This window comes from Candidatus Neomarinimicrobiota bacterium, from assembly GCA_030743815.1.
Lineage (GTDB): Bacteria > Fidelibacterota > Marinisomatia > Marinisomatales > S15-B10 > UBA2146.
This window is the reverse complement of the sequence record JASLRT010000066.1, coordinates 13,705-40,000: the sequence shown is the minus strand read 5'-3', so window position 1 is coordinate 40,000 and position 26,296 is coordinate 13,705. Positions and strand designations below refer to the sequence as shown.

The 26,296-nt window shown below is 49.0% G+C and carries 19 protein-coding genes (1 of these 19 cut by a window edge); 1 reads left to right on the top strand and 18 read right to left on the bottom strand.

The window, feature by feature from the left end; translation table 11 throughout:
• The 3 genes from QF669_05405 to rmuC form a co-directional block, all read right to left on the bottom strand.
• Positions 1 to 502 carry the 5' portion of a tetratricopeptide repeat protein gene (locus QF669_05405; protein ID MDP6456876.1) on the bottom strand. Its footprint begins 434 nt before the window's first position, so the window shows 502 of its 936 coding nt (coding positions 1-502); it begins with the start codon at positions 500 to 502; its stop codon lies beyond the left edge, outside the window.
• Positions 503 to 509: 7 nt separating this feature from the next.
• The gene (locus QF669_05400) at positions 510 to 1,397 is read right to left on the bottom strand and encodes a FlgD immunoglobulin-like domain containing protein (GenBank protein ID MDP6456875.1); all 888 of its coding nucleotides are present in this window, start codon (positions 1,395 to 1,397) and stop codon (positions 510 to 512) included.
• Positions 1,398 to 1,545: 148 nt separating this feature from the next.
• Positions 1,546 to 2,757, bottom strand: coding sequence for a DNA recombination protein RmuC (gene rmuC, locus QF669_05395; GenBank protein MDP6456874.1), 1,212 nt, complete (start codon positions 2,755 to 2,757; stop codon positions 1,546 to 1,548).
• Between the two features lie 89 nt (positions 2,758 to 2,846).
• On the opposite strand from rmuC, the gene QF669_05390 reads away from it, so the two are divergent.
• Positions 2,847 to 4,337, top strand: coding sequence for a DUF92 domain-containing protein (locus QF669_05390; GenBank protein MDP6456873.1), 1,491 nt, complete (start codon positions 2,847 to 2,849; stop codon positions 4,335 to 4,337).
• On the opposite strand, the gene QF669_05385 is transcribed toward QF669_05390, so the two are convergent.
• The 15 genes from QF669_05385 to QF669_05315 form a co-directional block, all read right to left on the bottom strand.
• Complete coding sequence (locus QF669_05385; GenBank protein ID MDP6456872.1) at positions 4,334 to 5,692, bottom strand: DUF4340 domain-containing protein; 1,359 nt, start codon at positions 5,690 to 5,692, stop codon at positions 4,334 to 4,336. The two genes, QF669_05390 and QF669_05385, sit on opposite strands and share 4 nt — an antisense overlap.
• 87 nt (positions 5,693 to 5,779) lie before the next feature.
• Complete coding sequence (locus QF669_05380; protein MDP6456871.1) at positions 5,780 to 7,336, bottom strand: GldG family protein; 1,557 nt, start codon at positions 7,334 to 7,336, stop codon at positions 5,780 to 5,782.
• Positions 7,336 to 8,118, bottom strand: coding sequence for an ABC transporter permease subunit (locus tag QF669_05375; protein ID MDP6456870.1), 783 nt, complete (start codon positions 8,116 to 8,118; stop codon positions 7,336 to 7,338). Before QF669_05375 ends, QF669_05380 begins: the two co-directional genes overlap by 1 nt.
• On the bottom strand, positions 8,115 to 9,065 hold the full coding sequence (locus QF669_05370) for an ATP-binding cassette domain-containing protein (GenBank protein ID MDP6456869.1): 951 nt from the start codon (positions 9,063 to 9,065) through the stop codon (positions 8,115 to 8,117). Before QF669_05370 ends, QF669_05375 begins: the two co-directional genes overlap by 4 nt.
• Positions 9,062 to 10,051: a hypothetical protein gene (locus QF669_05365; GenBank protein MDP6456868.1), complete on the bottom strand. Its 990-nt coding sequence runs from the start codon at positions 10,049 to 10,051 to the stop codon at positions 9,062 to 9,064. The genes QF669_05370 and QF669_05365 overlap by 4 nt, the downstream gene beginning before the upstream one ends.
• Positions 10,052 to 10,187: 136 nt before the next feature.
• Positions 10,188 to 11,063 carry a DUF58 domain-containing protein gene (locus QF669_05360; protein ID MDP6456867.1) on the bottom strand — a complete coding sequence of 292 codons (876 nt, stop codon included), beginning with the start codon at positions 11,061 to 11,063 and terminating at the stop codon, positions 10,188 to 10,190.
• Positions 11,064 to 11,072: 9 nt separating this feature from the next.
• Complete coding sequence (locus tag QF669_05355) at positions 11,073 to 12,068, bottom strand: MoxR family ATPase (protein ID MDP6456866.1); 996 nt, start codon at positions 12,066 to 12,068, stop codon at positions 11,073 to 11,075.
• A gap of 27 nt (positions 12,069 to 12,095) precedes the next feature.
• On the bottom strand, positions 12,096 to 12,599 hold the full coding sequence (locus QF669_05350; protein ID MDP6456865.1) for a tetratricopeptide repeat protein: 504 nt from the start codon (positions 12,597 to 12,599) through the stop codon (positions 12,096 to 12,098).
• 146 nt (positions 12,600 to 12,745) lie between these two features.
• Complete coding sequence (locus QF669_05345) at positions 12,746 to 14,608, bottom strand: BamA/TamA family outer membrane protein (GenBank protein MDP6456864.1); 1,863 nt, start codon at positions 14,606 to 14,608, stop codon at positions 12,746 to 12,748.
• A 1-nt stretch (position 14,609) separates the two neighbouring features.
• Positions 14,610 to 18,461 (bottom strand): translocation/assembly module TamB domain-containing protein, encoded by a 3,852-nt coding sequence (locus QF669_05340; GenBank protein MDP6456863.1) that lies wholly within the window; start codon positions 18,459 to 18,461, stop codon positions 14,610 to 14,612.
• 122 nt (positions 18,462 to 18,583) lie between these two features.
• Entirely contained in the window at positions 18,584 to 20,491 is a 1,908-nt protein-coding gene (gene dnaK, locus QF669_05335; GenBank protein MDP6456862.1) for a molecular chaperone DnaK, read from the bottom strand.
• A 139-nt stretch (positions 20,492 to 20,630) separates the two neighbouring features.
• Positions 20,631 to 23,135 (bottom strand): ATP-dependent Clp protease ATP-binding subunit, encoded by a 2,505-nt coding sequence (locus tag QF669_05330; protein ID MDP6456861.1) that lies wholly within the window; start codon positions 23,133 to 23,135, stop codon positions 20,631 to 20,633.
• A gap of 50 nt (positions 23,136 to 23,185) precedes the next feature.
• Positions 23,186 to 23,866, bottom strand: a complete 681-nt coding sequence (locus QF669_05325) for an ABC transporter ATP-binding protein (protein MDP6456860.1) — start codon at positions 23,864 to 23,866, stop codon at positions 23,186 to 23,188.
• On the bottom strand, positions 23,863 to 25,071 hold the full coding sequence (locus tag QF669_05320) for an FtsX-like permease family protein (protein MDP6456859.1): 1,209 nt from the start codon (positions 25,069 to 25,071) through the stop codon (positions 23,863 to 23,865). The genes QF669_05325 and QF669_05320 overlap by 4 nt, the downstream gene beginning before the upstream one ends.
• Positions 25,068 to 26,294: an ABC transporter permease gene (locus QF669_05315; protein ID MDP6456858.1), complete on the bottom strand. Its 1,227-nt coding sequence runs from the start codon at positions 26,292 to 26,294 to the stop codon at positions 25,068 to 25,070. The genes QF669_05320 and QF669_05315 overlap by 4 nt, the downstream gene beginning before the upstream one ends.
• Between the last annotated feature and the right edge of the window lie 2 nt (positions 26,295 to 26,296).

The window sequence follows — 26,296 nt, the reverse complement described above, 5'->3', positions numbered from 1 at the left end:
CCTCATCCCACTTCAGCTCTGAGAAAGCGGCGTAGGCGTCAAAGACGATTTGATAAGGATCTTCACTGCCTTCCGCCATGTTGTGAACAAACTCATAATCACCCTGAAACAGATAGAGAGCTGTCAGCCTGTGGTCAGCCGCTATATATTCAGACGCATTGGGCTGCACCTCAGCTTGAACCTTCTGGTAGTACTCGATCGCCAGCTTAAAATTCCCCGACAACTCATAACTGCGGGCGACCCTGTAATAGACAACAGGAATTAACTCATCTTCCGGATGAAGAAAGAGAAATCTGAAACAGGCAAGGACCGAACGCTCATAATGACCTTCCGCAAAGAGATAATCACAGAAGTTGAGAAGCTCAACCTTCTGAAAGGAGGTGTACTTTTTCCACTCTTCTTCGAGGTCGGCAACAGTCTTGTAGGTGGTTTGGGTTTGGGCTAGGCTGATGTATAGGCTAAGGCCAAGGAAGAGCAGCGATTTCGAATGCTGAAAAATCACAGGATCATTATCTCAGCAGCACCATCTTGTTCTGATCGATGAATTCCCCGGCCCTCAGGTTAGCAATGTAGATGCCTGAAGCGATCTCATTTCCAGCGCTGTCCTTCCCATTCCAGCGCGCGTCGTGAAAACCGGCTGGCATGACGCGGTTCACCACTGTCGTCACCCTGCGACCCAAAAGATCAAAGATGGCCATGTCAACGTATACCTTCTCCTTCAAGTGGAATGCAATGGTTGTCTCAGGATTGAAAGGGTTAGGGTAGTTTTGCATCAGGGCGAATTGAGTCGGAAGCGCCACATCGTCAGAACCCACGGCCAACCAGTCAACGGGATAGGTCGCCGGCTGCGCGAATGTCGGAAACGAACACACCACGTTTTCAGCATCAACATCGGATAAGAGGATACTGGCATCATCATCAAGATAAAATGACACTTCTCCTCCCAGTCCGCCGACAATATCAAATGTTACCTCTAGAAGGATTCCCTCGCTTTGGGCCACTGTCTCTTCCCCTTCGGGGCTGAAGCCAAAAACGATTACCGATCCCGTGGAAGTTTCACGGGCGAGGACTGTCCAGCTGCTGATCTCATCACCGGCCGTCACTGACCTCAAGACGAGAGCATCACCGCTATTGTCGGCAATCTCGAACTGGAACCCCCGCAACGGTTCGTTTTCATACATGAGGATGGAAAGGGTCACGCTGGAATCGGTGCCGGAAAGTGTAGCGCCGAAATCCAGGCAAGCACAGAGACCGGTGTTGACATTCTCACCGTAGCTAGCGCTGGTAGTATTGAGATCCACGAAGCTGGCCGAATCAGCAGGGCAGTCAATTGCCGGCAAACGCCCGGTGACTAACACCGTTGTAACAAGAATTGCGAAAGCCTTTTTATCTGACACACAATCTCCTTTTAATGAAATCTACGACCCCGAGATCTATCCGTAAATGTATTTTTGCTGTAGTGTCCAGGTTGCTTAGCAGATGAAAGGGTCTTGTTTATCATATAGGACGGCTATCTGTCGGACGTTACCCGCCCCGAGAATTAGATCAGTCGGTCGATTCGTCTGGCAGCATGTCTCTCCCATCCTGGCCAAGTTGGAGATCATCGATCTTGTCTAACGGTTTTTCCAGCTGGTTCCGGCGAGTTGTGGCGAGATCATCGTAATGTTTCTGTGCTGCGGTAAGTGATTTACCCATGGAATCCATTTTTTCCACAAACTTATCCCACTGCTGCCTAAACGCCTGTACCAGGTTCTGGATCTCCAAGGCACGCGATTCCAAGTGAAAACTTTGCACCGACTGTCGCACCATGGCCAGGATGGCAAAGAGAGTGATCGGTGAACAGAGAAGCACTTTGTTATCCATGGCAAATTCTACCAGGTTTTCTTCACCTGTCTTCGGCTTATTTAAGAAGGCATAGATGCCCTCGTTTGGGATAAACATGAGGACGAAGTCCAGCGTACCGCCTGCCGGGTCGACGTAGTCGCGCTTTTTGAGTGTCTTGATGTGCCCTTTCACATCTTTGAGAAACGCTTTGCGTTCATCCTCTCTTCCGGCGGTGCCGTCTGTGGAAAACATGGCCGCATAATGATCCCACGGAAACTTCACGTCCATATTGACGCGTTTGCCCTGGGGCAGAAAAAAAGTGAAATCCGGCTTCCCTTCCCTGCTTCCCGACTGTGTCTCATAATTGATTCCTTTCTTCAGACCGAGATGATCGAGAATATCCGACACCATTCGCTCGCCCCACTGGCCGCGCGCCTGGGAACTGGAGAGGATCCGATTAAGCGACGCTGTACTCTCCACCAGGTCTTTCACACCCAGATTGGACTGTTTCATCTGTCCTTTCAGCTCGGTTGTCTGTTTGGTGAGGCCCTCAAGCTGTGTCTTCAATTCCTCCAGATTGGTGTCTATCAGTTTCTTTTTTTCTTCCAGGGTCGACTCACCCTTTTCCAACTGACCTTTCAAGGTCTCAGAGGCGAGTTTAAGAAATTCATCTGTGCTTTTGGAAAGGGCCTCCATAGAGAGAGCAGTGAAAGCGTCCTTCATCTCCTCAGCGGGCGGACTGCGATCCTTGCTGAACTGGCTTATGAGAGCATATACGGCAACTCCTCCCAAGATGATGCCGATGATCAAGACGGTAATGCCGGTCAGATCCATGGCGCAAAATAACAAATCGTGCGAGAAATGTCGACTGGAATTGTGCGATACGGAAAACTCATAATATTTCCGCCGGGAACCATCGATAACTCTAGCCACATAGCGGGCGGTCGCTGACGGGTTAGCGGAGTCTGGACAAGATGACGATTCATGTTTTATGCTTGCAATAACATAGCTATTTTATCGTGATGTTTCCCACATTTTCTCCCTTTGAGAACGAGTGGATCACCTTCCTGGTCTTTCTGGGAGTTATCTTCTTCCTCATCGGCCTGAGCGAGGCAGCCCGGTCTAAACTGAGGTGGACTGTGGAGACGAGCCGCAGATCCGTCCACATCATTGTGGGAGTGCTGGTAATATTTTCTCCTTTCCTCTTTGTCTCTAAACTTCCCCCCATTACTCTGGCCGCTATTTTTATCGCCGTAAATATCGTTACCCTGAGGACCAAGAAGTTCGAGGCGATGCACGCTACGAACCGCGTTACATACGGTACTGTATATTTCCCGTTAGCCTATCTGATCCTCTGCCTGTTCTGGTGGGAACGGCCCGTAGTTTTCGAGATTTCCCTGCTACTTTTGACTTTTGCCGACACGGCTGCCGCTGTTGCGGGTGAGCGTGCAAAATCGCCTGAATTTTACACAGTTTGGCGCGACAGAAAAACTATTCAGGGAAGCGTGATAATGTTCATCGTGTCGATCCTTCTGATCGGTTTGGGGACGCGTATGTTCCAGGGGTTAGTTAATGTTCCACCCGTCGACCTGAAAATCTTGCTGCCACTCTCTCTCTTTGTGGCTGCACTGGTCACTGTCGCCGAGGCAACCTCCAGCACAGGATCAGATAACCTAACGGTTCCGTTAGTGGCGGCGGTAAGCTACGATCTTTTTTATATCACTGCACAAAATGGCGAAACCGTTACACTCCTGCTGTGGATTCTATTCTCATTCGTTCTCGCAGTAGGTGCCGTGAAGCTCAATACCGTTTCGACGAACGGTGCTCTCGGAGCTTTTATCATGGGTCTGTTCATCTTCGGTATAGGAAGCTGGCAATTCATGATCCCGCTAGTTGTATTTTTCGTCCTCTCTTCCCTCCTGTCTAAGGTTGGTAAGCACCGTAAAAAAACCGCCAGAGCTGTACCCGTCAAAGGATCACGGCGTGATATTGTGCAGGTTTTTTCCAACGGCGGCATTCCCATGCTCCTAGCTATCTGGTGGTTTTATCAGCCATCTGAGTGGCTCTACGCCGTTTACCTGGCTAGCGTAGCGGCGGCCACGGCTGACACTTGGGAAACGGAGATAGGATTCTTTTCCAGATGGGTGCCCCGCAACAGTGTCACATTTGCCAAGATGGAACCGGGCGCATCGGGTGGGGTGACGCTGATCGGAACAGCGGGAGGACTGTTGGGCTCTATAGCGATCGCCGCAACCGCTTATCCTTTTCTACCCAATCCTAGCATACTGAAATGGGTCATCGCCGCCGGTTTTGCAGGCAGTCTCATCGATTCCTTCCTCGGCGCTTCGGTTCAGGGGCTCTACAGATGTAATGAGTGTAACAGGATGACGGAAGCCGCCAGCCACTGCTCCGAACCGGCTACTCTCGCGCGCGGCACCGGATACATCAACAATGATGTAGTGAATCTGCTTTGTACGCTGTCGGGGGGAACGATTATACTCTTACTGCTCTAGAGCGGTAACGACTCTTCGGGATCGAAGAACTCCTTCAGCCATTCCAATATTCGATCCACCTGACTGACGGATGACTTGTAGATAAACGGATAAGCACTGCTGCGAACGTAGCGGTCGCTGTCCACGCCGTCTCCCACCTCAAATCCCGCAACCTGTTCGCCCTCCCTCAGGAGGGAAACCGCAAGAAAAGGAGATGACAACCCGTAGGCGCTGAGGTCCTCGGGGGAATAGGTGGCCAACTCGCGTACGTTTAGAGCGCTGAAATGCGAAAACAGGCGATCCATGTCCGAGTCTTCTACTTTTATACTGGAGTCCGTAAAGGCGTACCAGCCGATGGTATCTTCTTTTGTCAGCGTGACCTGATATGCTCCTGAAAATCGGATCTCAGTAATTTCACTCTTATCGAAACGGGCAATCTTCTTATCCTGGAAATAGAACGGCTCCTTCGTCATGCTCTCCCTGTTGGACTCCCGCACGACAAACACCGGCGATCTCCCAGATTCGTAGCCGTAATGCGCCTCATCGTCATCTTCAAGCTGCTTGCCGATGACAATTTTCTTGGTGGACAGTTCATCGCCGAGCATCAGGCTGAGCTTCAGAACCGGCTTATCAAAACCGAACTGCGCCCCATCACTGAATGACTCCTGTGCAAATGACTTTGCCGAATAGTTCTTCAGACTGTTGAGAAAACTGTCGACCCGTGAATTGTCTACCAGGATCCCCCCCGGCTTCAGCATGATCCACTCATCTCCCGATTTTTCCAGAACGATATCGTACTGCTGCGATACAATTTCCACCCGCTTCACGTCGTCCTTTTCATAGTGAGCAATCTTCTTGTCCCGCAGGTCGAAGAGTGATTTGTCAGCCAGAGTCAGGATATTGGAAGATGTCACCAGCACTTGCAGCGAATCTTTGAAGGCGACGAACATGTCGCCTCTTGTGGCCGCTTTATCACCAACTAACAGGTTAATCTTACGATCATCGCCAGTCTCAATAATCACCTCCATGGCAGCGGGATCGAGACCAAAGTTTTTGAGTTTGGCGGCAGTAGTTCTCAGGCGCCTCTTGATATCGGCATTGACGAAGCCGCTCACATTACTCCTGACGGCGGATTGATCTCCTTCGGTCACAACAGGCGAAGTGATACGCCACTTGTCATTTTCTGCACGGACATAGACGATTGTGTCGCCCTCCCACTTAATGAGTGTGATGGAATTGACGTCGTCTTGCTCAATCTTCAACAGCGACGACTCATATTCCTCCGCCTCTTCACGCTCTTTCCCTTTTTCGATATCGGAATAGATGAACGCCGCCAGCGCTGCCGCAATTGCCGCCAGAATGATCGTTTTCTTCATTGGTCTGTTACTTATCCTCCATTTCTTGCTTGAACTTCAGATCAGCAACAATTTCACTTCGTTTCATTGTCACACTCCGCGCAAGCGTCAGGATCTCTTCATGTAAACGTGAATCCCCATTCGGACAGCCAGTAGCGGGAGAAGGATAATCAGGAAGAACAGTGTCAGCTTCTGCTGGCGCATGGTCATTGTAAGGGGGCGGTTTTCGGTTTCCTTCGGCCGTACCGAAATCAAATCCTCTTCCTCTGCCAGCCAACTCACTACATTGAGGAAAAAATCTCTATTCCCGGGAGCCTGCTCCACATAGACATCGGAGGCGAAATCGGAGTCACCCATCACCACAAGACGCGTCTTGTTGCCGCTATCTTTCTCCACAGCCATGGCCACCGTTGTTGGTCCCTCGTGATCATCCTCATCCTGTGCGACTTTTCCTTCATCGAACAGCATGTCCAGATTGGTCTCCCCCCAACTGTTGCCGCTTGTGTAGACCAGAGGAGTTGTCTCAATGGAATCATCTTCCTCATCAATGACGGTCAACGATTGGGCCTTGATGTAAGATGTAGCAAAGCGAAAGTTTTTGGTTATCATATGTTCGCCGTATTCGGCCGACGCCGGTGCCACACTCACGTTGCTCTGTCGGCTTAATCCCTGAGAAGTGAGAACAAAACTGGAGTGTGTCTCGATGACCATATCGCGGTTCAGTTTTACATTCCAATTCGCAAGCAAAGAATCAGTGCCACTCTCCGTTTCGGGATCGATCATGGCCAGCACGTTTCCTCCGTCTTCGAGAAACTTGTCAACGGCATCGATTTCCCCTTTCGCCAGCCGCCGGGCGGGCCCCGCTACCACGAGAACATCGGCATCCACAGGAACGGCTTCTGATTCATAGAGATTGATTTCCTCCACGTCGAAATGCTGCTTCTCCAGATCCTCCCTCACGAATTGATATCCGTCCATCCCGGGCTGATCGGGATTAATCGTCTTTTCGCCATGCCCCTGAGTAAAATAGACCTTGCGCTTCTCCTTGCGCGTCACCTTGATCAGGGCGTTGGTGATATTCTCCTCGTCAACACTCTTTATCTCTTCATCTTTCAGAGCTGTCTTGAGGACGAGTGTCGGCATATCGAGGTACTGCTTATCGGGGCCGAAGAATTCTCGCACCCGGTCAGGCTCTTTGATGGGATCGATGATATCATACTTGAACTTGGCTGAGTAGTGAACATATTCAGTGAGGCGGTCTCCCATCTGCCGGATTTCCGCATCGCTCACAAACGCCGTCAACGATACATCTTCATCCAGATTCCTCAATATACTTACAGTTTGTTCCGAGAGACTGAATTCCCTCTGCGAAGTGGTATCTACGCGCCATGAGTGCCGGATAGAGAGGTAATCCAGCATACCCACAATGCCGAGTACGAGAACGATCACCAGAAGGGCGTTCAGGCTGACCTGCGTTCTTCTCTCTTTTACCATCTGAGAAAATCGGTTCCAGTTCAGCCCCACTGAGGCCACCACGAGAACGCCGCCCAAGCCGATGAGCGTCCATGCTATCCAGTCGAACTTTACAATTGAGACACCATACAGCCATCCCAGAAAAAGGACTGCCAGTCCGTCGTACAGAGAACCACGCCACAACATCTTCATCACGACCTCCACCTTACACTTTCAATAGACTGATGGGCCAGAAACAGCGTAATTCCGCTCAGCGAGACATAATACATCAGATGGCCCGTGTCGAATATCCCTTTGGCAAAATCATCGAAATGTTCCACAATGGAGAGATATTCAAAGAATCCTCCTAAGAAACCTGACGTAAAATTTGAGAACCACCCCACCAGCCAGAGGAAAAGCAGGATGACGAAAGTTCCCATGGCTGAAATGATCTGATTTTCCGTCATGGCTGAGATCCAGATTCCGATCCCTATGGACGCCGCCCCCATCCCGAGGACACCAAGATAAGAAATCACAATCGGTAGAGCATCGGGATCACCGAAAAGGATAATCACAAGCGGATAGACCCACGTCAGCAGCACCATAATGGCATACAGGAAGAAAGCCGCCAGGAATTTCCCCAGCACAATCTGCGCGGTGGTAATCGGCGACGTTAAGAGCAGCTCCAGCGTACCTGTCTTTTTCTCATCGGAAAAACTGCGCATGGTGATCATCGGCACCACAAAGAGAGTGATGACACTGATGTTGGAAAACAGCGGCCGCAAGATCATGTGATTTACGTTCACCGGCGGAGGTGGCTGACGATATCTGGCTGCTTGCCACTGAAGATTGGTGGCGTACTGCATGAACGATGAAGTAAGCAGGTAAAAGAAAACGCCCGTCAGCACAAGAAACAGTCCGATTACCACGTAGGCCACCGGAGATGAGAAGTACGAACGGAAATCCCGTCTGAACACGGTTATTACATTCCTCATGATACAACCTCCTCAGAACTGTCAGACATGAGATGAATGAACACATCCTCCAGCGTGGTCTCCTCCACCTTCATTTCGAGGAGTCCCCACCCCTTTTCTGACATGACTTCTGAAAGCCCCTTGCGTACATGGAACTGGAAATCACACTCCAGGGTCAGTGTTGAAACGCCATTTTCACTGGTGGACTCGACAACCTTTTGCACCCCCCGGATGTCTTTAACGGCCGCCGAAATTTCTTCCGCCGGGCCTTCAGCCATGATGGTCAATTTCTCCGCACCTTCAAGCGATTTTGCCAGCCCGTCCGGGGTATCTTGAGCAATAATTTTCCCTCTGTCAATTATCACCACACTGTCACACGTCATATCCACTTCTGGCAGAATGTGGGTAGACAGGATGATGGTATGTTCGTGAGCCAGCGACTTGATCATTTCGCGAACTTCCCTTATCTGGATAGGATCAAGACCGATAGTAGGTTCATCCAGTACGAGAACTTCCGGATCGTGAATTAGAGCCTGAGCGAGACCGACTCTCTGGCGATATCCCTTGGAGAGGGTCTTAATAACCTTATCCCCCACATCGCTGATAGCTGCTTTTTGCGATGCGCCGGCTATCTTTTCAGTTACCTGTGCGGAAGGGATCTGCTTTAGTCTGGCGGCAAAAGCAAGATATTCATTCACCGTCATTTCGAGATAGAGCGGTGGCGATTCCGGCAGGTAACCGATACGCCTTTTCACTTCCAGCGGTTTCTCAACCACATCGAATCCTGCCACTACTACGGTCCCTTTAGTAGGCGGCATGAAGCCCGTAATGACCCGCATGGTCGTAGTCTTGCCGGCGCCGTTGGGTCCGAGGAATCCCAAAATCTGGCCCTTCTCTACGGTAAAAGAGATATCATCCACGGCAGTGAAAGTGCTGTATCTCTTCGTCAAGTTCCTTACTTCTATCATAGTACCTCCGCTTTCGTCACACCATTTTCCACCAGCGACAGATGGACTCTGGTCTTCTCGATGAATTCACTGATGGCAACAATATCTTTCCTGCTGCGCCCCTTTTCAGGCTGAAAACGGGCAAACTTGGCCAGGTCTGCCCGCTTGAGAATATCAAGCATCGGATCAACGTCCTCACTTTCCAGCGGGAAGAGATCCCTGGCCATTTCAATTTCCGAGGTTGTCATCTCCATGGCCCTGATGAAGAACTGGTATTCCATATACTCTCTCACAATATGAGAAAGTGCTGCATAAAACTCTTTGACTTCGTCCGGCGAATCCAGCTTTGCCTGGCGTAGATTCTCCAGTTTTTCCCATGCAATATCGATAGGTGGCCGGGAAGGAATTTGCACCAGCGGTGGCTCCCGCTTTTCCACCACTCTCTTGCGCCAGATCCAGAGGAGAAATCCCAGAAGAATAACAATCGCCGCCAGTGAAAGGATGATCCTGTACGGCACGAGAATAGGAATCGGTACAGGTTCCTTGATGGCCCTCAGGCTCGGCTGGGGATCGGTGACGACCGATTCGACAGTAACTGCAACGGGATCCGTAGTGATGGCGTAATCGATAGAATCGTTGTCTGTATTCATAACGTTGACTGTATATGCCGGAAGTTCAAAACGGCCGGTATCCCAGAAAGTGATCTGAAATTCCATGCCAATGTCATCACTGTTGTCCCCTTCCAGATCGCGCCTCTCTACCACAAGAATATCAGAGTCCTCGATAGCCATAGGCGGGAATGAGATTCTCCTCTCCCCGGTTCCTTTAGCCCAGATCTGAAATCGGACAACGTCTCCGATTGCTGCCCGGCTCGTATCAACTGTGCTATAAACATGAAAGGAGGACACAGATTGATAATCGGCTCCGCACCCGTTCCAGACAGTCAGCGCAGTCAAGAAAGCGATGCCAATTGATGCTTTCGCTAAGACTGTCGCACTTTTCAGCATCGAACCAGATCTATCCCCCGAAATGAGCTCGAAGATAACACTTCGCTTTAACATCGATTACCCGTCTCACCAAATCATTCTATATTCTTGATTTGATATTTGTCGTTCTCAATCTTCACTCACTCCGCACACTATATCAGAACCTCTTCTCCCTCTGCCGGAAATATCCCATGAGCGGTTCGACATAATCATTGTCCGCTGCAATGGGGATCAGATCAAAGTTTGCGCGCTTACAGTCACCGTGGAACGATTCCATCTTTGCCAGCATCTGATTCCTGTACTCAACACGAGCGGCGTGGGAAGTAGTGTCCAGCCAGAAAGTTTCCTCAGTTTCGGCATCGTGGATTTTCACAAGTCCTATATCAGCAAGGTCGATCTCCCCAGGATCGAATATCTGGATACCAATCAGATCGTGTTTTTGATTTGCCACACGTAATGTCTGCTCTAATTCCATATCAAGAAAATCTGATATGAGAAAAACAACGCTCCGTCTGTGAGCCACGCTCAGCAGATAGCTCAGAGCGGCACCGATATCCGTACCCCGGGCCTCCGGTTCATGGTAGAGAAGTTCCCTCACCACCCTTAACACATGGGAAGTTCCTTTCTTGGGAGGTATGAATCGCTCCACATTTTCTGTAAAAATCAAAAGTCCAACCTTGTCGTTATTCTTGATGGCGGAAAAACCGAGAACGGCGCCGATTTCAGCCGCCAGTTCCGATTTGAAGTGGGCGGTGGTCCCGAAATGTCCTGAGCGGCTGGCATCATAAAGTATAAATACGGTCAGTTCCCGTTCCTCCTCAAACACCTTTACGAACGGTGCATTGTATCTGGCGGTGACATTCCAGTCGATGAGCCGGATATCATCGCCGGGCTGATATTCCCGTACCTCAGAAAACGTCATGCCACGGCCTTTGAATACACTGTGATACTCACCACCGAAGATATCATTTACCAAGTGGCGGGTGCGGATTTCTATGTGACGGACTTTTTTGAGAATCTGCCGTGGAATCATGATACAGAATTACGGCACTTCAATAGTGTCAAAAAGTCTTTGTATCAGGTTTTCGGGGGTTATCTCTTCCGCTTCCGCTTCATAAGTGGGAATAATTCGATGGCGAAGAATGTCCTCGCCAATATAGCGAATATCCTCCGGTACAACGTAACCTCTCCCTTCAAGGAAAGCTCGCGCCTTAGATGCTAGGATCAGATAAATTGTCGCTCTGGGCGAACCGCCGTAAGCAATCAGGCTCTCTATTTCAGCCAGATTATATTCAGCAGGATTACGTGTGGCAAGTACCAGATCCACGGCGTATTGTTCAATCTTCTCATCTACGTAGATATCAGTGACAACCGACCTTGAGTCCCTGATAGTTTCCGGCGTTACTACCGGTTTCATATCAGGAACAGTGTTACCACCGGCTATCCTGCGCAGAATCTGCATCTCTTCTCCTTTCTCGGGATAGTCCACTTTCAGCTTCATCATGAAGCGATCTACCTGCGCTTCCGGGAGAGGATAGGTTCCCTCTTGCTCTATGGGATTCTGGGTAGCGAAAACGAGGAACGGATCGTCGAGAAGAAATGTCTCCTCTCCTATAGTAACCTGCCGTTCCTGCATCGCCTCCAAGAGAGCACTCTGCACTTTCGCCGGAGAGCGGTTTATCTCATCGGCAAGGATGATGTTGGCAAATATGGGGCCCTTCTTCGTCTCAAAGCCGCCTGTCTTCTGATTATATATAAGTGTCCCCAGGAGATCAGCGGGAAGCATATCGGGCGTGAATTGGATTCGTTGGAATCTGGTGTCAATCAGCAATGCGATCGTCTTCACGATGGTCGTTTTGGCAAGCCCCGGTACACCTTCCAGCAGGATATGACCGTTGGCAAGAAGACCGATGAGGATTTTAGTGACGACGTCGTTCTGACCAACAATCACTTTCGCGATTTCATCGGTCAGCGGTTTGACAAAGGCTGACTCTTTCGCTATTCGTTCGTTTATCTCAGTCAGACTGAAATCGGTCATTTAAGGCAGTTTTGATCTAATGGAGAATTATGAAGTAATGTGACGGAGCTGATGAATATCATTGAGATCTTTGCCGAGATTTTGTAGTTCAAAGCGGACTGACTGGACGAGCCCGCTATCAGCCTTGTCGGAGTAGAGCTCAAGGAAACGGTTGTACTCATTCCTAGCCAACTCAACATCAATAAGGAAGTTAGCAAAAATGTAACCGATCATGAACTGGGCGTTAACTGCAAATCTCGACTCCGGGTATTTGCTGACAACCAGTCGATATTCACTGATCGCCTGTTCAAAATCCTTTGCGGCGGAGAGAAATGTATCTCCCAGTATATATTGTGCCTCGGCCGCTTCAGGGCTTTCAGGATACTGCTCTACCAGTTTGCGCAACAACTGGGTCGCATCGGTAAATCTTGATTCATCGATCTCCGTTTTCGCCTTATCCAGCATGCCGGCCGGCGACTCAGCTTTCTGACCGCACCCCAGAAGCAATACCAGTGAAAGCAGATAAATTATAGTCTTGCTGTTTTTCAACATCGTTTTCTCTATTGGAAAAGGGGCGTGAATTTAATAGTCTATCTCACACACTACAAGCGTATTCGAATACAACTTGTTCAATCGTACAAAGATCATTTCAAAAAGTTCCCGGCCAAGGGAGTCAGTCTCGCAAATAAATGATATTTTCAGAAAGCGTAAGGTACACCGAGGTTCGGTATAGCTGCCGCAGGACTCTTCAATGGTATTGCGTAATAGATTCTGATTGGACCGAGAGGTGTTGTGATGGTGAATTCGACACCGTAATCCCACCCTTCGCCCTTTGCCCATTCTTTGAAATATGCGCTTAGATCCTGCAAATCTGCCGCCAGTATGCCTCCATCCAGGAACAGGTCAACACCAAAAATACTCCAGAGAGGGATCCGCACTTCAGCATTCAATAGAATCTTAACCAATCCACCCTCTCCCCGCTCAACCTCTTTCCCGTTTTCATCGATAACAGTGTACGTATGAAACCTCTGTGACTTCCACCCGCGCAAACTGGTACTCCCGCCCAGATAAAATATGTCATACGAGGGAATTTCTTTTGCTTCGGGCGATAGCCTTTCCATACGACCAACTTTTGTTCTCAGTGCCAGCACTCTGGAGGAGCCCAAATGGATAAAGCGCCGCATATCAAGTTCTAACCGATAGTAATCTTGCGTCCCGCCAAGTATCCAACCGACAACAGATGATTCGATAGAAAAAGTCCCTCCCTGTGTCGGTGCAATCAAATTATCAAGCCGCCGGAAGCGATAGGTTATGCTCACACTGCGCTCCTGCTGGCTTTGCCTTTTTGCCAAATCTTCCGTAACGATCTCACTCCATCTCAACCCACCGCTCAGAATAGATTCTTCAGCAAACCTGTGCATTCCCTGCCACTCCAAACCGTATCGCAGAAGCGGCTTATCCGCCAATAATAGTTCAGGCACCCGTTCTGCGAAAAGACGGAGAGTGTTGGGCGCGCGCCAGTACCGTAACCACTGGCTTGTCAGGCGTAAATCAGACCTGAAGATGGCAACACCAAAAGGATTCTGAAGCGCTTCTAGAGGTAGCTGAACTGAAGCTTTCATACCAAAGCGTGTGCCTGAACCCAAAAGACTTCTATCCAGCCACTGCATCGATCCTTCAACACCCGAGATCGGCTCACCACCTTCACTGGCCGATCGAATCCGTGAAATGCCCGGTTCCCACAGCAATTCCTTCATGTTGAACTCTCTCACCTCCGCTACCACATTGACCCATTCCGGTCCCTTGGTACTTTTTGCGGGTATCATATCCACCATAGAGAAGAGACCAGTTTCAAAAATTCTACGTTCCGACAGTTCCACCAGCTCCTGATTAAAAATGTCACCGCTTTTCAACTCAAATTCCCGCATTACAAAAGTTGAGTCCATCTTTTCAAGTCCCTTAATAATAAAATTATCAATCCGTACCGGCGGCCCCTCATAAATGGTAAGCCGCAAATCGACATCTCTACCGGGGACGTATGATGGATCGATAGTGAAGTAGAGTTTGCCGAGCTTGCCATATTCTCTTTCCAGATCGGGAATGCCCTGCCTTAAGCCGATGGGATTAAACGGACGACCAATCCTGAGTCTTAGAACTCTGGAAATCCTCTCTTCAGAGAGGGCTTCATTCCCCTCAACCGTGACATGCCTGAGGAACGACCTTGTGCCCTCATTGACTGTGAAAAGAATGTTAACCTTATTATCAGGGCTTATCTCAAAAGATTCTTCCACAGACGCAGCCAGGTAGCCTTGGGACTGATAAAAATTTCGAACTTTGAGAGCGTCGAGTTTTAACGAGCGCTGGTTGAACTCCGCGGAGGATAAAAGATCCGGTTCCTGGAGTTTGATCACTTTTCTCAGTCGCCGTGAGGAGATCAAACTGTTCCCCTCAAACTCGATACTGTTGACTGCATATCTAACAGTATTGATCTGACCCTCAAGAGATCCGATAAAGAACAGACCAATGAGCAGGCAGGCAAAGAAAACTCTATAAGGAGTCAAATCAGAACTGGTATTTGCGACGATACTTCAGATGTACCTGACCGTCTTCGTCATAAGTGACAACGAGTGAAACATTTCTGTTGAGACGATACTCAACACCAACCTGATTAGGTTGCGTGAGCGAGAAATTCTGTTTGTAGCTCAGATAAAGATTAGATGATAGGCGTGTCCCCACCTTTACTGCTAGATCGCTGTCATCCGATGGATTAAGGATAGTTTCAGATCCTTCTATTTCAAGTTCATCGAGTACAGGCGTAGACCGTACCAGGCTTCTTTCCAGTTCATTCTTCAGGTACTTGCCGAAGATGTAGACAGACTGTTCACTTATGCTTTCGGTGGAAAAATCTTCATCTTCAAATCTTCGCTGAATAGTGAGCATCTGCAGCAGGTCTCCCTGACTAAAGAACTGTTCGCTATCTTCTATGATCAGGGTTGGATCATCAAATTCTCCTGTGAGGGAGACAAGGATATCAACGTCTGAAATGGTGGTGGTTGCTCTGATATCCATCCTGGGATTGAATTCAGTGGGATCAAAACTGAGATACCCTTCCTGAATATCAAAGTTATCAGTGCCGTAGTAAAATTTCCCTGCGGCGACAGTCAATTCACCTGCATAGCGGTACGGCTCATTGCCAAGCCTCGTGATGGTCATATCCCCTTCCAGCTCAGCATCGATCTGACTGTTGCGAATGAAAAGGTTCCCCGCGATCGGAAAGTGCAGATCATAATGAGTGACCATGGCGCCGGCCTCTTTCGCATCTTCGAAGTCACCCTCATCAGTAAACTCCATCCTCAGCACGGCTTCACTTGGGATGATATCGCCAACGATACTGAGAGTATCCTGACCAGTGACCGATAAATCTACGTCAGCAATTCCTTCAATTTCCCCCAGCAAGGTTCTTACATATACATCTTCTCCAGAGATCAAGAAGGCAAGATTCGGGCTGAAGAACTGTTCCATATCCATGCTTCCCTTGATCTGGATATTCTTAGAGAAGGAAGTGCCCTCTTTTGCGAAAAAGATTCCTCCCGAAATTCTTGACAGACCGGATCTGAGATCCTTTGCCCAGTCAACGTTGGCAGGCATGTGGCTGGCAGCCGTCACTTCCTCTATCATGAATTTGTTGTCTTTAAGGATTGCGCTGCCGCTCATCTGGCTGATAGGGACATCCAGGTAGAGAGGGTAGATAATACCGTTTTCAACGCTTATCCTGCCGTTCCTGACGGGATTCACCGGCGTCCCATTAATTGAAAGATCAATCGAAAAATCACCCTTGATGGAATCGACATCAGCAAAATATGGCGTCAGGAAATCGAGGTTTGAAGTTTCAGCCCGAAAAGAAATTGATATAGGTTCGGTTGCCATAAAACGATCCTCATCCTCAGCAATGAGATCAAACTCCGCTGGAATGTATCCCTCTCCTGTATAGTGTCCAGTAGCTGTGAAACCCTCCATATCCTCGAAAAAGAGTCGATGATCCATGTATCTGCCAGAAGCGGAAATCTTCTGTGCATGAATTCTATCTAATTGTGGCTCAATAATGGTGAGTTGGAAGATCATTTCAGAATCCATCGCCTTGCCGGACATGGCGAGACTACCGGTCGCTGTCCCCCTGAGATTCCACCACTGCGGTAAATAATCGGCAAGCAACACCAGATCTAGATTCTTGAATGCACTGGAAAATTCAATATCACCCTCGGGATCAATTTCCAGACGCCCATCTTCCCCCAAAACGCTACCTAAGTAACCTGACAACTCCATAGTCATCCCGTCAACCCCGAGCATCCTCATTTCTCTGATGGAAACCTGGTCATTTCTAAGGTCGCCGGTGAGAATAAGATCGCTGAACGGTATTTCGTTCCACTGTCCGTCTTTGATATCGAGCGTTCCATCCACTACGAGATCCCCATCTACATTCATCATGTCGAGTTGAGCAAAGGTGGATCCCGTTATGAGAAAGTCTGTCTGCAGCAATCTTTCTAGAGCATCAAGATTAAGATTCACAACACGCATTTTTCCCGTTTGGACCGTGCCGTCTTTCAGCAAGAGAGAACCTTGAACAGAACCGTCATTGATGCGGATCGTTGCCGGTTCCACAACAAAACCGTCATCCTGCTGACGAATTACGACCTTCTCGGCGGTGCTGAGATACTGATCTCTCAGGGAAGCCTGCAATTGGTCAATGATAATAGAACTGGAACCGACGATTTTCCCTGACGCTTGTAGATAATTATTTTCTCCATCGAGTCGAACGCTGGCAATCATAACTGTATCACCCCGGAAATAGAGGTCAACGGTCCCTTCGTCAACCAGATAGCCCAGCGTCTTGCCGTCTTTTGCCACGGCACGGAGAGAACCTTGACGGTTCTCGATCAGCGAGTTGATGAAGAATGATGCACTCAGAGATGAAACCATCGAGGTGCCAAAAACACCGTCACTGAATGTGAGAATACCTTTAACCGACGGGTCTCTGAGATATCCAGTCAAATCGACGGATCCTTTGAGTTGACCGGCAAGAGAATCGGGCCAGCCGAACACATAGGCCAGGGACTGAAGATTAGCGTCCTTGGTAGTAAGTATCACGTCGATCCTTTCATCCTCGAGATTCATTTTACCATCTGCTGACATTACACCGTATCCCAGATCAACGGTAAGCGAATCAGTAATTTCGATGATTCCCGCCGCATAAGTGACGCCACCGCTTATTCTGACAAACCGTTCATCACCGCGCTTGTCATTCTGGAGCCGTAGTCTGGCGGCTACTCTTTCGAGACGAGAGTTATCGTCAAAGGAGCCTTCGAGAGTGGCCATGCCTGTAATGTGGGTGGATTCGGGCAAGAGATTAAGTGATGCCAAGTCCAGTTTGTCAATAGAGATGTTTAACAGGAACGCCTTATTGTCCGTCAGGTTACCCTCTCCCGTCACCTCGGAGGTGCCGATTCGTACGGCGGACCGGTTCAGAAGGATCGTATCTTCCTTCCGTGTCACATCAAGATCAACTTCACTGACAATGTCATATGTTCTCGAATTGTAAACCAAACCGTCAACGACGCCGTTAACCAAGTCAGTCTCTAACTGGAACTGGAGGTTCACTGTATCAGCATTTAGAACAGTTAACACATCCTGGTTAACGTAATCACCGGTGATGATATTGTGCACAGTTGCATCCAGAAGTATCTTGGTGTCGGGATAGAATCCGATATCAGAACTGAATTCAAAGGGTAATTGATTGAGATTACCTGTCACCTCTTTTGCGACTAGGCCGGTTGCTGATAAAGCAAATTCACCTCCGGCTAACCAGAGACTGTTTGCTCCCTTAAGATCGGCAAAACGGAACTTTGCCGGGTTTATGACCAGCTTCCCCGAACGCGTATCGATACGCCCATCGAAACTAAGATCATAGAGTGATTCATCCTCGTCTTCCCTAACTATCAGTGCTGAGCGACCGAGGCTCAGTTCCCGTATGCGAAATCCTTTCCGCGTCAGATCAGTTACAAAGTTCAGTTCTGTAATCTCCGCGGGAACGGTTTGATCGATGGTGAGAAGAGCATTATCTGATCTTACTCGTGAGATTGCCCACTTGCCCACCAAAATCTGAGACAAGTCAAAATTGACTTTGGCGTACTCGGTATAAAACACGGCCGACCCATCTATCTTTCTGAGGTACAGATTGTGGATATCAATATCTGATGTCAGCTGACCTTCGATCTTTTCGATCGAAATTCTCCAACCGTTTTCTACCAGAATATTTTCATTGAGATAAGTAACTATCTCGTCCGTCCACTGTCCCGGCTTAAGCAGAACGAACAGCGTCACTCCAACTAGGAGAATAACGACCAGAGACAGAATCAAGACTGCCTTGAGTTTTCTGGATATTTTCATCACTTAAAGTACAAATTTAACTTAACGAAGTTCCAGAAACAAAAAAGGCGGAATCTGCAGATTCCGCCTTTACGTGATTGAGATCACTAAAATCAGTCAACTACCTCGAAATCGGCATCCTCGATCTCCCCGTCTTCGGCGCCCTTTTGCTCAGCTTCCGGCTGTGGTGCCTCAGCTGGACCCTCTTGCTTCTCGCTGGCATACATCTTACTGGCAATTGTATTCCATACCGAATTCAGTTCATCCATGGCTTTCTTAATATCATCGTGATTGCCGCCGGCGCTGGCTGACTTCAGCGCTTCCATAGAATCCGTCAACTTCTTCTTGTCATCGTCGTCTAACTTCTCATCGAATTCCTTGAGGTTCTTCTCCGTCTGATAGACAAGTTGATCAGCCTGATTCTTAAGGTCGATCTCTTCACGCTTCTTCTTGTCCTCACCTTCGTGTACCTTAGCGTCATCCACCATTTTCTCCACTTCTTCAGAACTGAGACCGCTGGACGCTTCAATACGGATACTCTGTTCCTTGCTAGTGGCTTTATCCTTGGCGTTCACATTCAGAATCCCGTTTGCATCGATATCGAATGTAACTTCGATCTGCGGTATGCCCCGCGGGGCCGGGGGTATTCCGTCAAGGTGAAACTTTCCGATGGTTTTGTTGTAGACGGCCATCTCACGCTCCCCCTGAAGAACATGAATCTCAACGGATGGCTGGTTGTCAGCCGCCGTGGAAAAGATCTGGCTCTTCTTAGTGGGGATGGTTGTATTCCTTTCGATCAGTCTTGTAAATACTCCACCGAGAGTTTCGATACCGAGGGAAAGTGGTGTCACATCCAGCAGCAGGACGTCCTCCACATCACCGCCAAGAATACCGCCCTGTATGCCAGCACCCATTGCCACTACTTCGTCTGGATTTACACCCTTACTGGGGTCTTTACCAAAAATACTTTTTACGACCTCCTGAACCTTCGGGATACGTATCGAGCCACCTACCAAGACCACTTCATCTATATCGCTGGCTTTCAGACTGGCATCTTTCAAAGCCTGCTGACAGGGACCTTTCGTCCTTTCGATGAGATCATCTACCAGTTCTTCAAACTTGGCTCTGGTTAGTGATATGTTGAGGTGCTTTGGGCCGGTGGCGTCTGCCGTGATAAAGGGAAGATTGACATCTGTCTGCTTTGAACTCGACAGCTCCTTCTTAGCTTCTTCTGCCGCATCCTTCAGTCTCTGCAAAGCCATGGGGTCCTCGCGAAGATCGATGCCTTCAGCCTTCTTGAATTCATCAGCCAGCCAATCTATGACACGCTGATCGAAATCGTCACCACCCAGGTGCCCGTCGCCGTTGGAGGCGTTTACTTCTATTGATTTTTCGCCATCGATCTCCATGATGTCGAGGATGGAAATATCAAATGTTCCTCCCCCAAGATCGAATACGGCAACCTTCTGATCCTTTTGCTTATCCATTCCGTAGGCGAGGGCGGCCGCCGTCGGTTCATTGATAATGCGTCGAACCTCCAGTCCTGCGATCTTGCCGGCGTCTTTAGTGGCCTGGCGCTGGGAATCGTTAAAATATGCCGGTACCGTGATAACGGCCTCCTTTACCTTTTCGCCGAGATATTCCTCGGCCGTCTGGCGAAGCTTCTGCAAAATCATGGCACTGATCTCAGGCGGGGCATAAGTCTTACCGTCAGCAACCACTTCCACCTGACCCTTATTTCCCTTCTTCACCTCGAAGGGAACTTCACCCATCTCTGTACCTACTTCGTCATATTCACGTCCCATGAATCGCTTGATTGAGTAGATAGTGTTGCTAGGATTGGTGACGGCCTGACGCTTCGCCGGCTGACCGACCAGTCGATCACCATCCTTCGTCATGGCAACGACCGAAGGTGTTGTCCTCCCCCCTTCGGGATTGGTTATCACCTTCGGCTCACCACCTTCCATAACAGCAACACACGAGTTTGTAGTACCTAAGTCAATACCGATAATTCTAGACATGGAATTGAATCCTCCTTACTTTACTCATAATTATCAGGGAAACAGTCAAATCTTCCGTTTTACCCTTATTATTAGCAAGAGTCGTGCCATATGCAATATCACGCACATATGACGCACAACATGTACTTCTGGGCTATTTTTAGGACTTGTTGTCAGACTTCGTGGTTTGCTTCGAAGTTGACGACTTGCGGGAGCGGGATGATTTCTTGCGGCCTGAAGAAGTCATCTTTCTGAAAGCAAATGACTTCCCCCTGACATCAATTTTAACGCGATCGCCTTCCGAAAATTGACCCTTCAAAATCTTTTCTGAGAGCGGGCCTTCCAACGATGCCTGAATTTCCCTGCGCATTGGTCTGGCACCGAATTCGTTACTGAATCCGCGCTCAAGGAGAAGATCCTTTGCCTTAGCCGACAAGGTCATTTTCATCTTCTTGGCGGCCAGGTTTACCCGTAAGTCTCTCAGCTGGATTTCAATAATCTTGTGGACACTCTCTCTCGAGAGCGGCCGGAAAACGATAGTCTCGTCGATCCTGTTGATGAATTCCGGATTGAATATGTCTTTCACTTCTTCCAGCACTCTCATTTTCATCGCTTCGTAATCAGTGGTAGCCGAAGTTTCGCCGAAACCGTACGTCCCGACCTTGCCGAATCCTTTAGTGCCTATATTTGAAGTCATAATGATGATGGTATTCCTGAAATCAACCTTTCTCCCCATACTGTCTGTCAGAATACCTTCATCAAGAAGCTGTAACAGAATGCCGAAAACATCGTGATGGGCTTTTTCGATCTCATCGAACAACACAACGGAATAAGGATTTCTTCTGACCCGTTCTGTCAATTCACCCCCCTCTTCAAATCCCACATATCCGGGAGGAGCACCAATGAGGCGTGAGACAGCGAACCGTTCCATATATTCTGACATATCGATCTTCAAGAGTGATTCATCATGGACGAAAAGGTATTTTGCCAGCACCTTTGCCATCTCTGTTTTTCCAACGCCTGTCGGTCCGAGGAACAGGAAGGCACCGATAGGCCGTTTGGGATCCTTCAGTCCTGCTCTCGCTCTCTGGATCGATTTGGTCAACACCCCAATCGCCTCCCCCTGACCGATAATATCATCCTCCAGAGTCTGCCCCATCTTGAGAAGCTTCTGTGACTCGGTTGCCGCTACCTGAGAGATAGGAATTCCAGTCATCATGGATACCACATCTGCGATATCTTCTTCACCTACTACAGGAGCGTTTTTCTTCTCTTCTTTCGTCCACGATTTCTGCGCCTTCTCCAATGACTTCACAAGTGTCCGTTCACTATCACGCAGACTGGCCGCTTTCTCAAATTGTTGACTGAGAACAACAGCATCCTTTTCAGCTCGAATTTTCTCGATTTCCAACTCCAATTCAACAATCTCATCAGGCACATTCAAGTTAAGCATGTGCAAACGAGCACCAGCTTCATCCATGACGTCAATGGCCTTGTCCGGAAGATACCTGTCAGTCACATACCGATGACTCAGTTGAACACAGGCGTTTATCGCTTCCTCATCGTATTTGACACTGTGATGTCTTTCATACCTGTCCTGCAATCCTTTAAGAATGTGGATAGACTCTTCAATTGTCGGAGGTGAAACCATAATCTTCTGGAATCTTCGTTCCAGCGCGCCATCTTTTTCAATATATTTGCGATACTCATCCAACGTGGTGGCGCCAACACAATGAATCTCTCCCCGTGAGAGAGCCGGCTTAAACATGTTGGAGGCGTCAAGAGAGCCCGAAGCACTTCCCGCACCAACAAGAGTATGTAACTCATCGATGAAGAGGATTATACTTTCAGAAGCTTCCAGTTCAGCCATGATGGCCTTCATTCTCTCTTCGAACTGACCGCGATATTTTGTACCGGCCACTATCCCCGCAAGATCGATGGCGACAATCCGCTTACCGTGCAAGAGTCGCGGGACGTCACGGTCAACAATTCTTTGCGCCAGCCCTTCGGCGATAGCCGTCTTGCCAACTCCCGGCTCACCAATCAAGACCGGATTGTTTTTCTTGCGCCGGCACAGCACTTGCGCAACACGCTCAATCTCATCCGCGCGACCGATGACTGGGTCAAGACTGTTTTCGCGAGCAAGCTCGGTGATATCACGACTGAAATGATCGAGGGCAGGTGTCTTCGATTTCTTCTTCGATGCCGGCGGTGATGAAGTCGCAGGGCGGCTGGGAGCCTCCTCCTTGAGCTGTTCAAGGATGGCACTGTAATCTATCTCGAACGCTATCAGCACTTCGTAGGCAACGCCCTCATTCTCTTTGAGAATCGCAAGCAGGAGATGATAGTCATTAGCCACAGCGGCATGGAGATTGGAAGCTTCAGTAAAAGTATTCCTGAGTATCCGCTCAGCTCTCCGTGTAAGGGGAAGGTGACCAAGTGTCATTGTCCCGCCGGACGGCTTCATCATATCCTCGATCATAACGCGCATCTCCTCGAGATCGGCGCCTAATTCTTCCAGTATCTGGACAGCCCTGCCTGAACCTTCGCGGATGAGGCCGAGGAGCAGATGCTCCGATCCGACGTAACTGTGCCCGAGCTGGATCGCCTCCTCCTTGGCATATTTCATAATCGTCTGGACGCGTCTGGAAAAATTCTCTTTCATCTGCTTGGATTCTTAATTGAAATTTACCGTCATTGGGATGCTAACACAACTTACTTTTGTGGTATTTCCTCTAATTCACCGGAAGTCAGCAGAAACTTTCGGTCACAATTCGCAGCTGTGATTTCGCTGTGCGTTACAATCAGGAACGATCTCGCTTCATCGCGCACCAGTTCCTGAATCATATCCATGAGGATTCTGCTGTTCTCGGAATCAAGATTCCCTGTGGGTTCATCCGCCAGAACGAGTTTTGGTCTATTGGCTAGAGCGCGCAACACTGCCACCCGCTGCCTCTCACCGCCAGAAATAGAATTGGGACGGTGGTGCCCGCGATTCTCCAGTCCCACCTTACTGAGCAGCTCGGCGGCCCTCTCCTGCGAAGCTTTCTGTTCACAACCGGCGATCATCTGAGGAATTATCAAGTTTTCAAACACCGTGAACTCCGGTAACAGATGGTGAAATTGAAATACAAATCCTATGGTCTTGCTGCGCAATTCCGATAGTTGAGCATCCGTCAGGACAAAGACACTTGTCCCATCTATATGTAATTCCCCGGCATCCGGCTTATCAAGAGTACCCAGAATGTTCAGTAGAGTGGACTTGCCACAGCCGGACGGTCCCATAATGGCGACAAGTTCCCCCATGTCCATGGTGAGGTCAATATTGTTGAGAACCTGAAGAGGTCCAGTAGATGTGGTATAACTCTTGGCCAGATATTCAGCTCTCAGTATCATTTCTCGAACTGGATGGCCTCCCGTGGAAGCAGCTTCCCAGCTACTCTTGCCGGGTAAAAAAGTGCCAATCCGATGAGGAACAGACCGACAATGACAACCAGAAGGATGTCCCCCGGCGGCATTTTCACCGGCAACGACTCCACAAAATAGATAGCCTCGGGTAGCCTGATCAAACCCCACTTCTCTTGCACCAGAATGAATGACAGGCCGGAACCTAAACCGAGAACAAGTCCAGAGGCACCGATAAAAGCTCCTTGCAGACCGATGATCCTCCCTGTTCTCCTGCGTGTAATTCCCATAGCCCTCAGAATTCCGATCTCTTTTATTTTTTCCATCACCAGCATAATCAAGGTAGATACAATATTAAATGAAGCCACAACGACGATGAGACTCAGCACAATGATACTGCCGAGTTTTTCCATTTTCATGGCGGAAAACAACACCTGATGCAAATCTGCCCAAGTTGAAACTTCAAGACTGCCGGGAAGAAGTGGCGCAATCCTGTTCTTCACCCTTTCCGGGGAAGCGGTGGACGACAATCGGATATCGACACCGTGGTAACTCCCTGACTTGCCAAAAACGCCACGCCCAATTTCAAGTGGAACAAAACAAAACTCCTGGTCAAAGTTGAGTACCTTCGTTTCGAATACGGAGCCTACCGTTACTTTTGCCAGGGCTGGAAATCCCAGATAAATCTGGTTCTGCAGCGGACTCACAAGAGTAACCGAGTCTCCTTTATGGACACCCAGCCTGTCAGCCACACCTCTTCCCATATGAACTGCCGGCTCACCTGCTGCCATGAAAAAAGAACTACTGCCGTTGATGGTATAGATTTCAGAGAACCTGTCCGGTTCAACGGCTTTGATCCTGACAATCACGCGCTCTTCGTCTGACATGATGATGCCTTTTTTTTCCAAGTAGAAACAGACAGATTCAACACCATCTATGCGCGATAGAATCGACTCCAGTTCACCTTTATACTCATCACTAAAGGAGCTTCCGCTTATCCTCAGATCGGATTCGAATCCTATAACCCTCTGCTGTATCTCATCTTCAAAGCCGTTGAGCACGGCGACGGAAACCAGCAACGCAAAACAGCCGACAGCGACTCCGGCGATGGAGATAACACCGCTCCAAGAAATATACCCCACACTTTTTCTTGAAAGGAGCAGCTTGCGCGCAAGCCACAAATCGAAACCGTTCATTCGTACCTCACGGCCTTAGCAGGCAGAATACCCGCACTCTTCCAGGCCGGATAAATTGACGCTCCAAGTGCAAGGATTAAACCCGTTACGGCAATCAAGGCCACCTGATGCGGAACGAACGCCAGAGGAAGTTCCCTCATGAAATAGACATCTTCAGATATCTTCAGTAAACCGAACTGTAACTGAAAATATCCGAGGATTAAAGCGATAAGAATACCGGATGCAACGCCCGTGATACCGATAATCCCGCCTTCCATAAGGAAAAGCCGGGAAATGTCATTGCGCGAGAATCCCATGGCCCTTAGAACACCCACATCCCTCGATTTTTCCATAACGATCATGGTAAGCGACGACGTGATGTTAACGATAGCAATCAGTGCGATAAGCGCAAAAATGATGGTAATGGGGAACTTCTGGACTGACAGCCAGGAGAAGAGGGTATAGTGACGTTCTTTCCAGGTAGCCACGGTGTACGGATAACTGAGACCGTCTTCCATGGCATCCGCCGCTGCTTGCGCCGTCTCAGTATCTTCAAGAATAACGATTTCACCAGAGATTAGATCGTGCAGATCAAACAGTTCCTGAGCGCCGGTTAAGTCCATATAGAGAATCGATTCGTCGTACTCCTTCAGCCCTGTCTTGTAGATACCGGCTACATGATACTGTCCCAGCCGCGGCGGCTTTCCCGCCAGACCGATTGACTCCAGACTTACTAGTACCACTTGAGAACCGGGTACGATGCCGAGCTTCCTTGCCAGCACCTCTCCCAGCACGATACCCCTCCCCTCTGCCGCGCCGGTGCCAAAACTGAAGTTGCCGGCTGTCATCATTTCCGGTGTACCGAACACTTCTTTAGCGGCGTCAAGCGATATCCCTTCGACAAAGACGCTCTCTGTTTCATCGCCGCTCCTGATCATGGCCGGACGGTGGATATAGGGCGCCCGAGCTAAAATGCCCGAGATGGACGCCAGCACGGATTCACGTTGAACACTCTCATGCGGGATGGCGTTATCAAGAAATCCCCTGATCCGGATATGACCGTCAAAACTGATAATCTTTTTCTGGACTTCATTTTCGAATCCGGTGAGAATTCCCATTGTCAGGATGAGGACAGCGACACCGATGGCGAGACCACTAACGGCCAGATAACTAATAAGGGAAATAAAACTAAAGGAGTGCTTGGACCTCAGATGCCGCCGGGCAATGAAAGCGAGAAGCGACATCA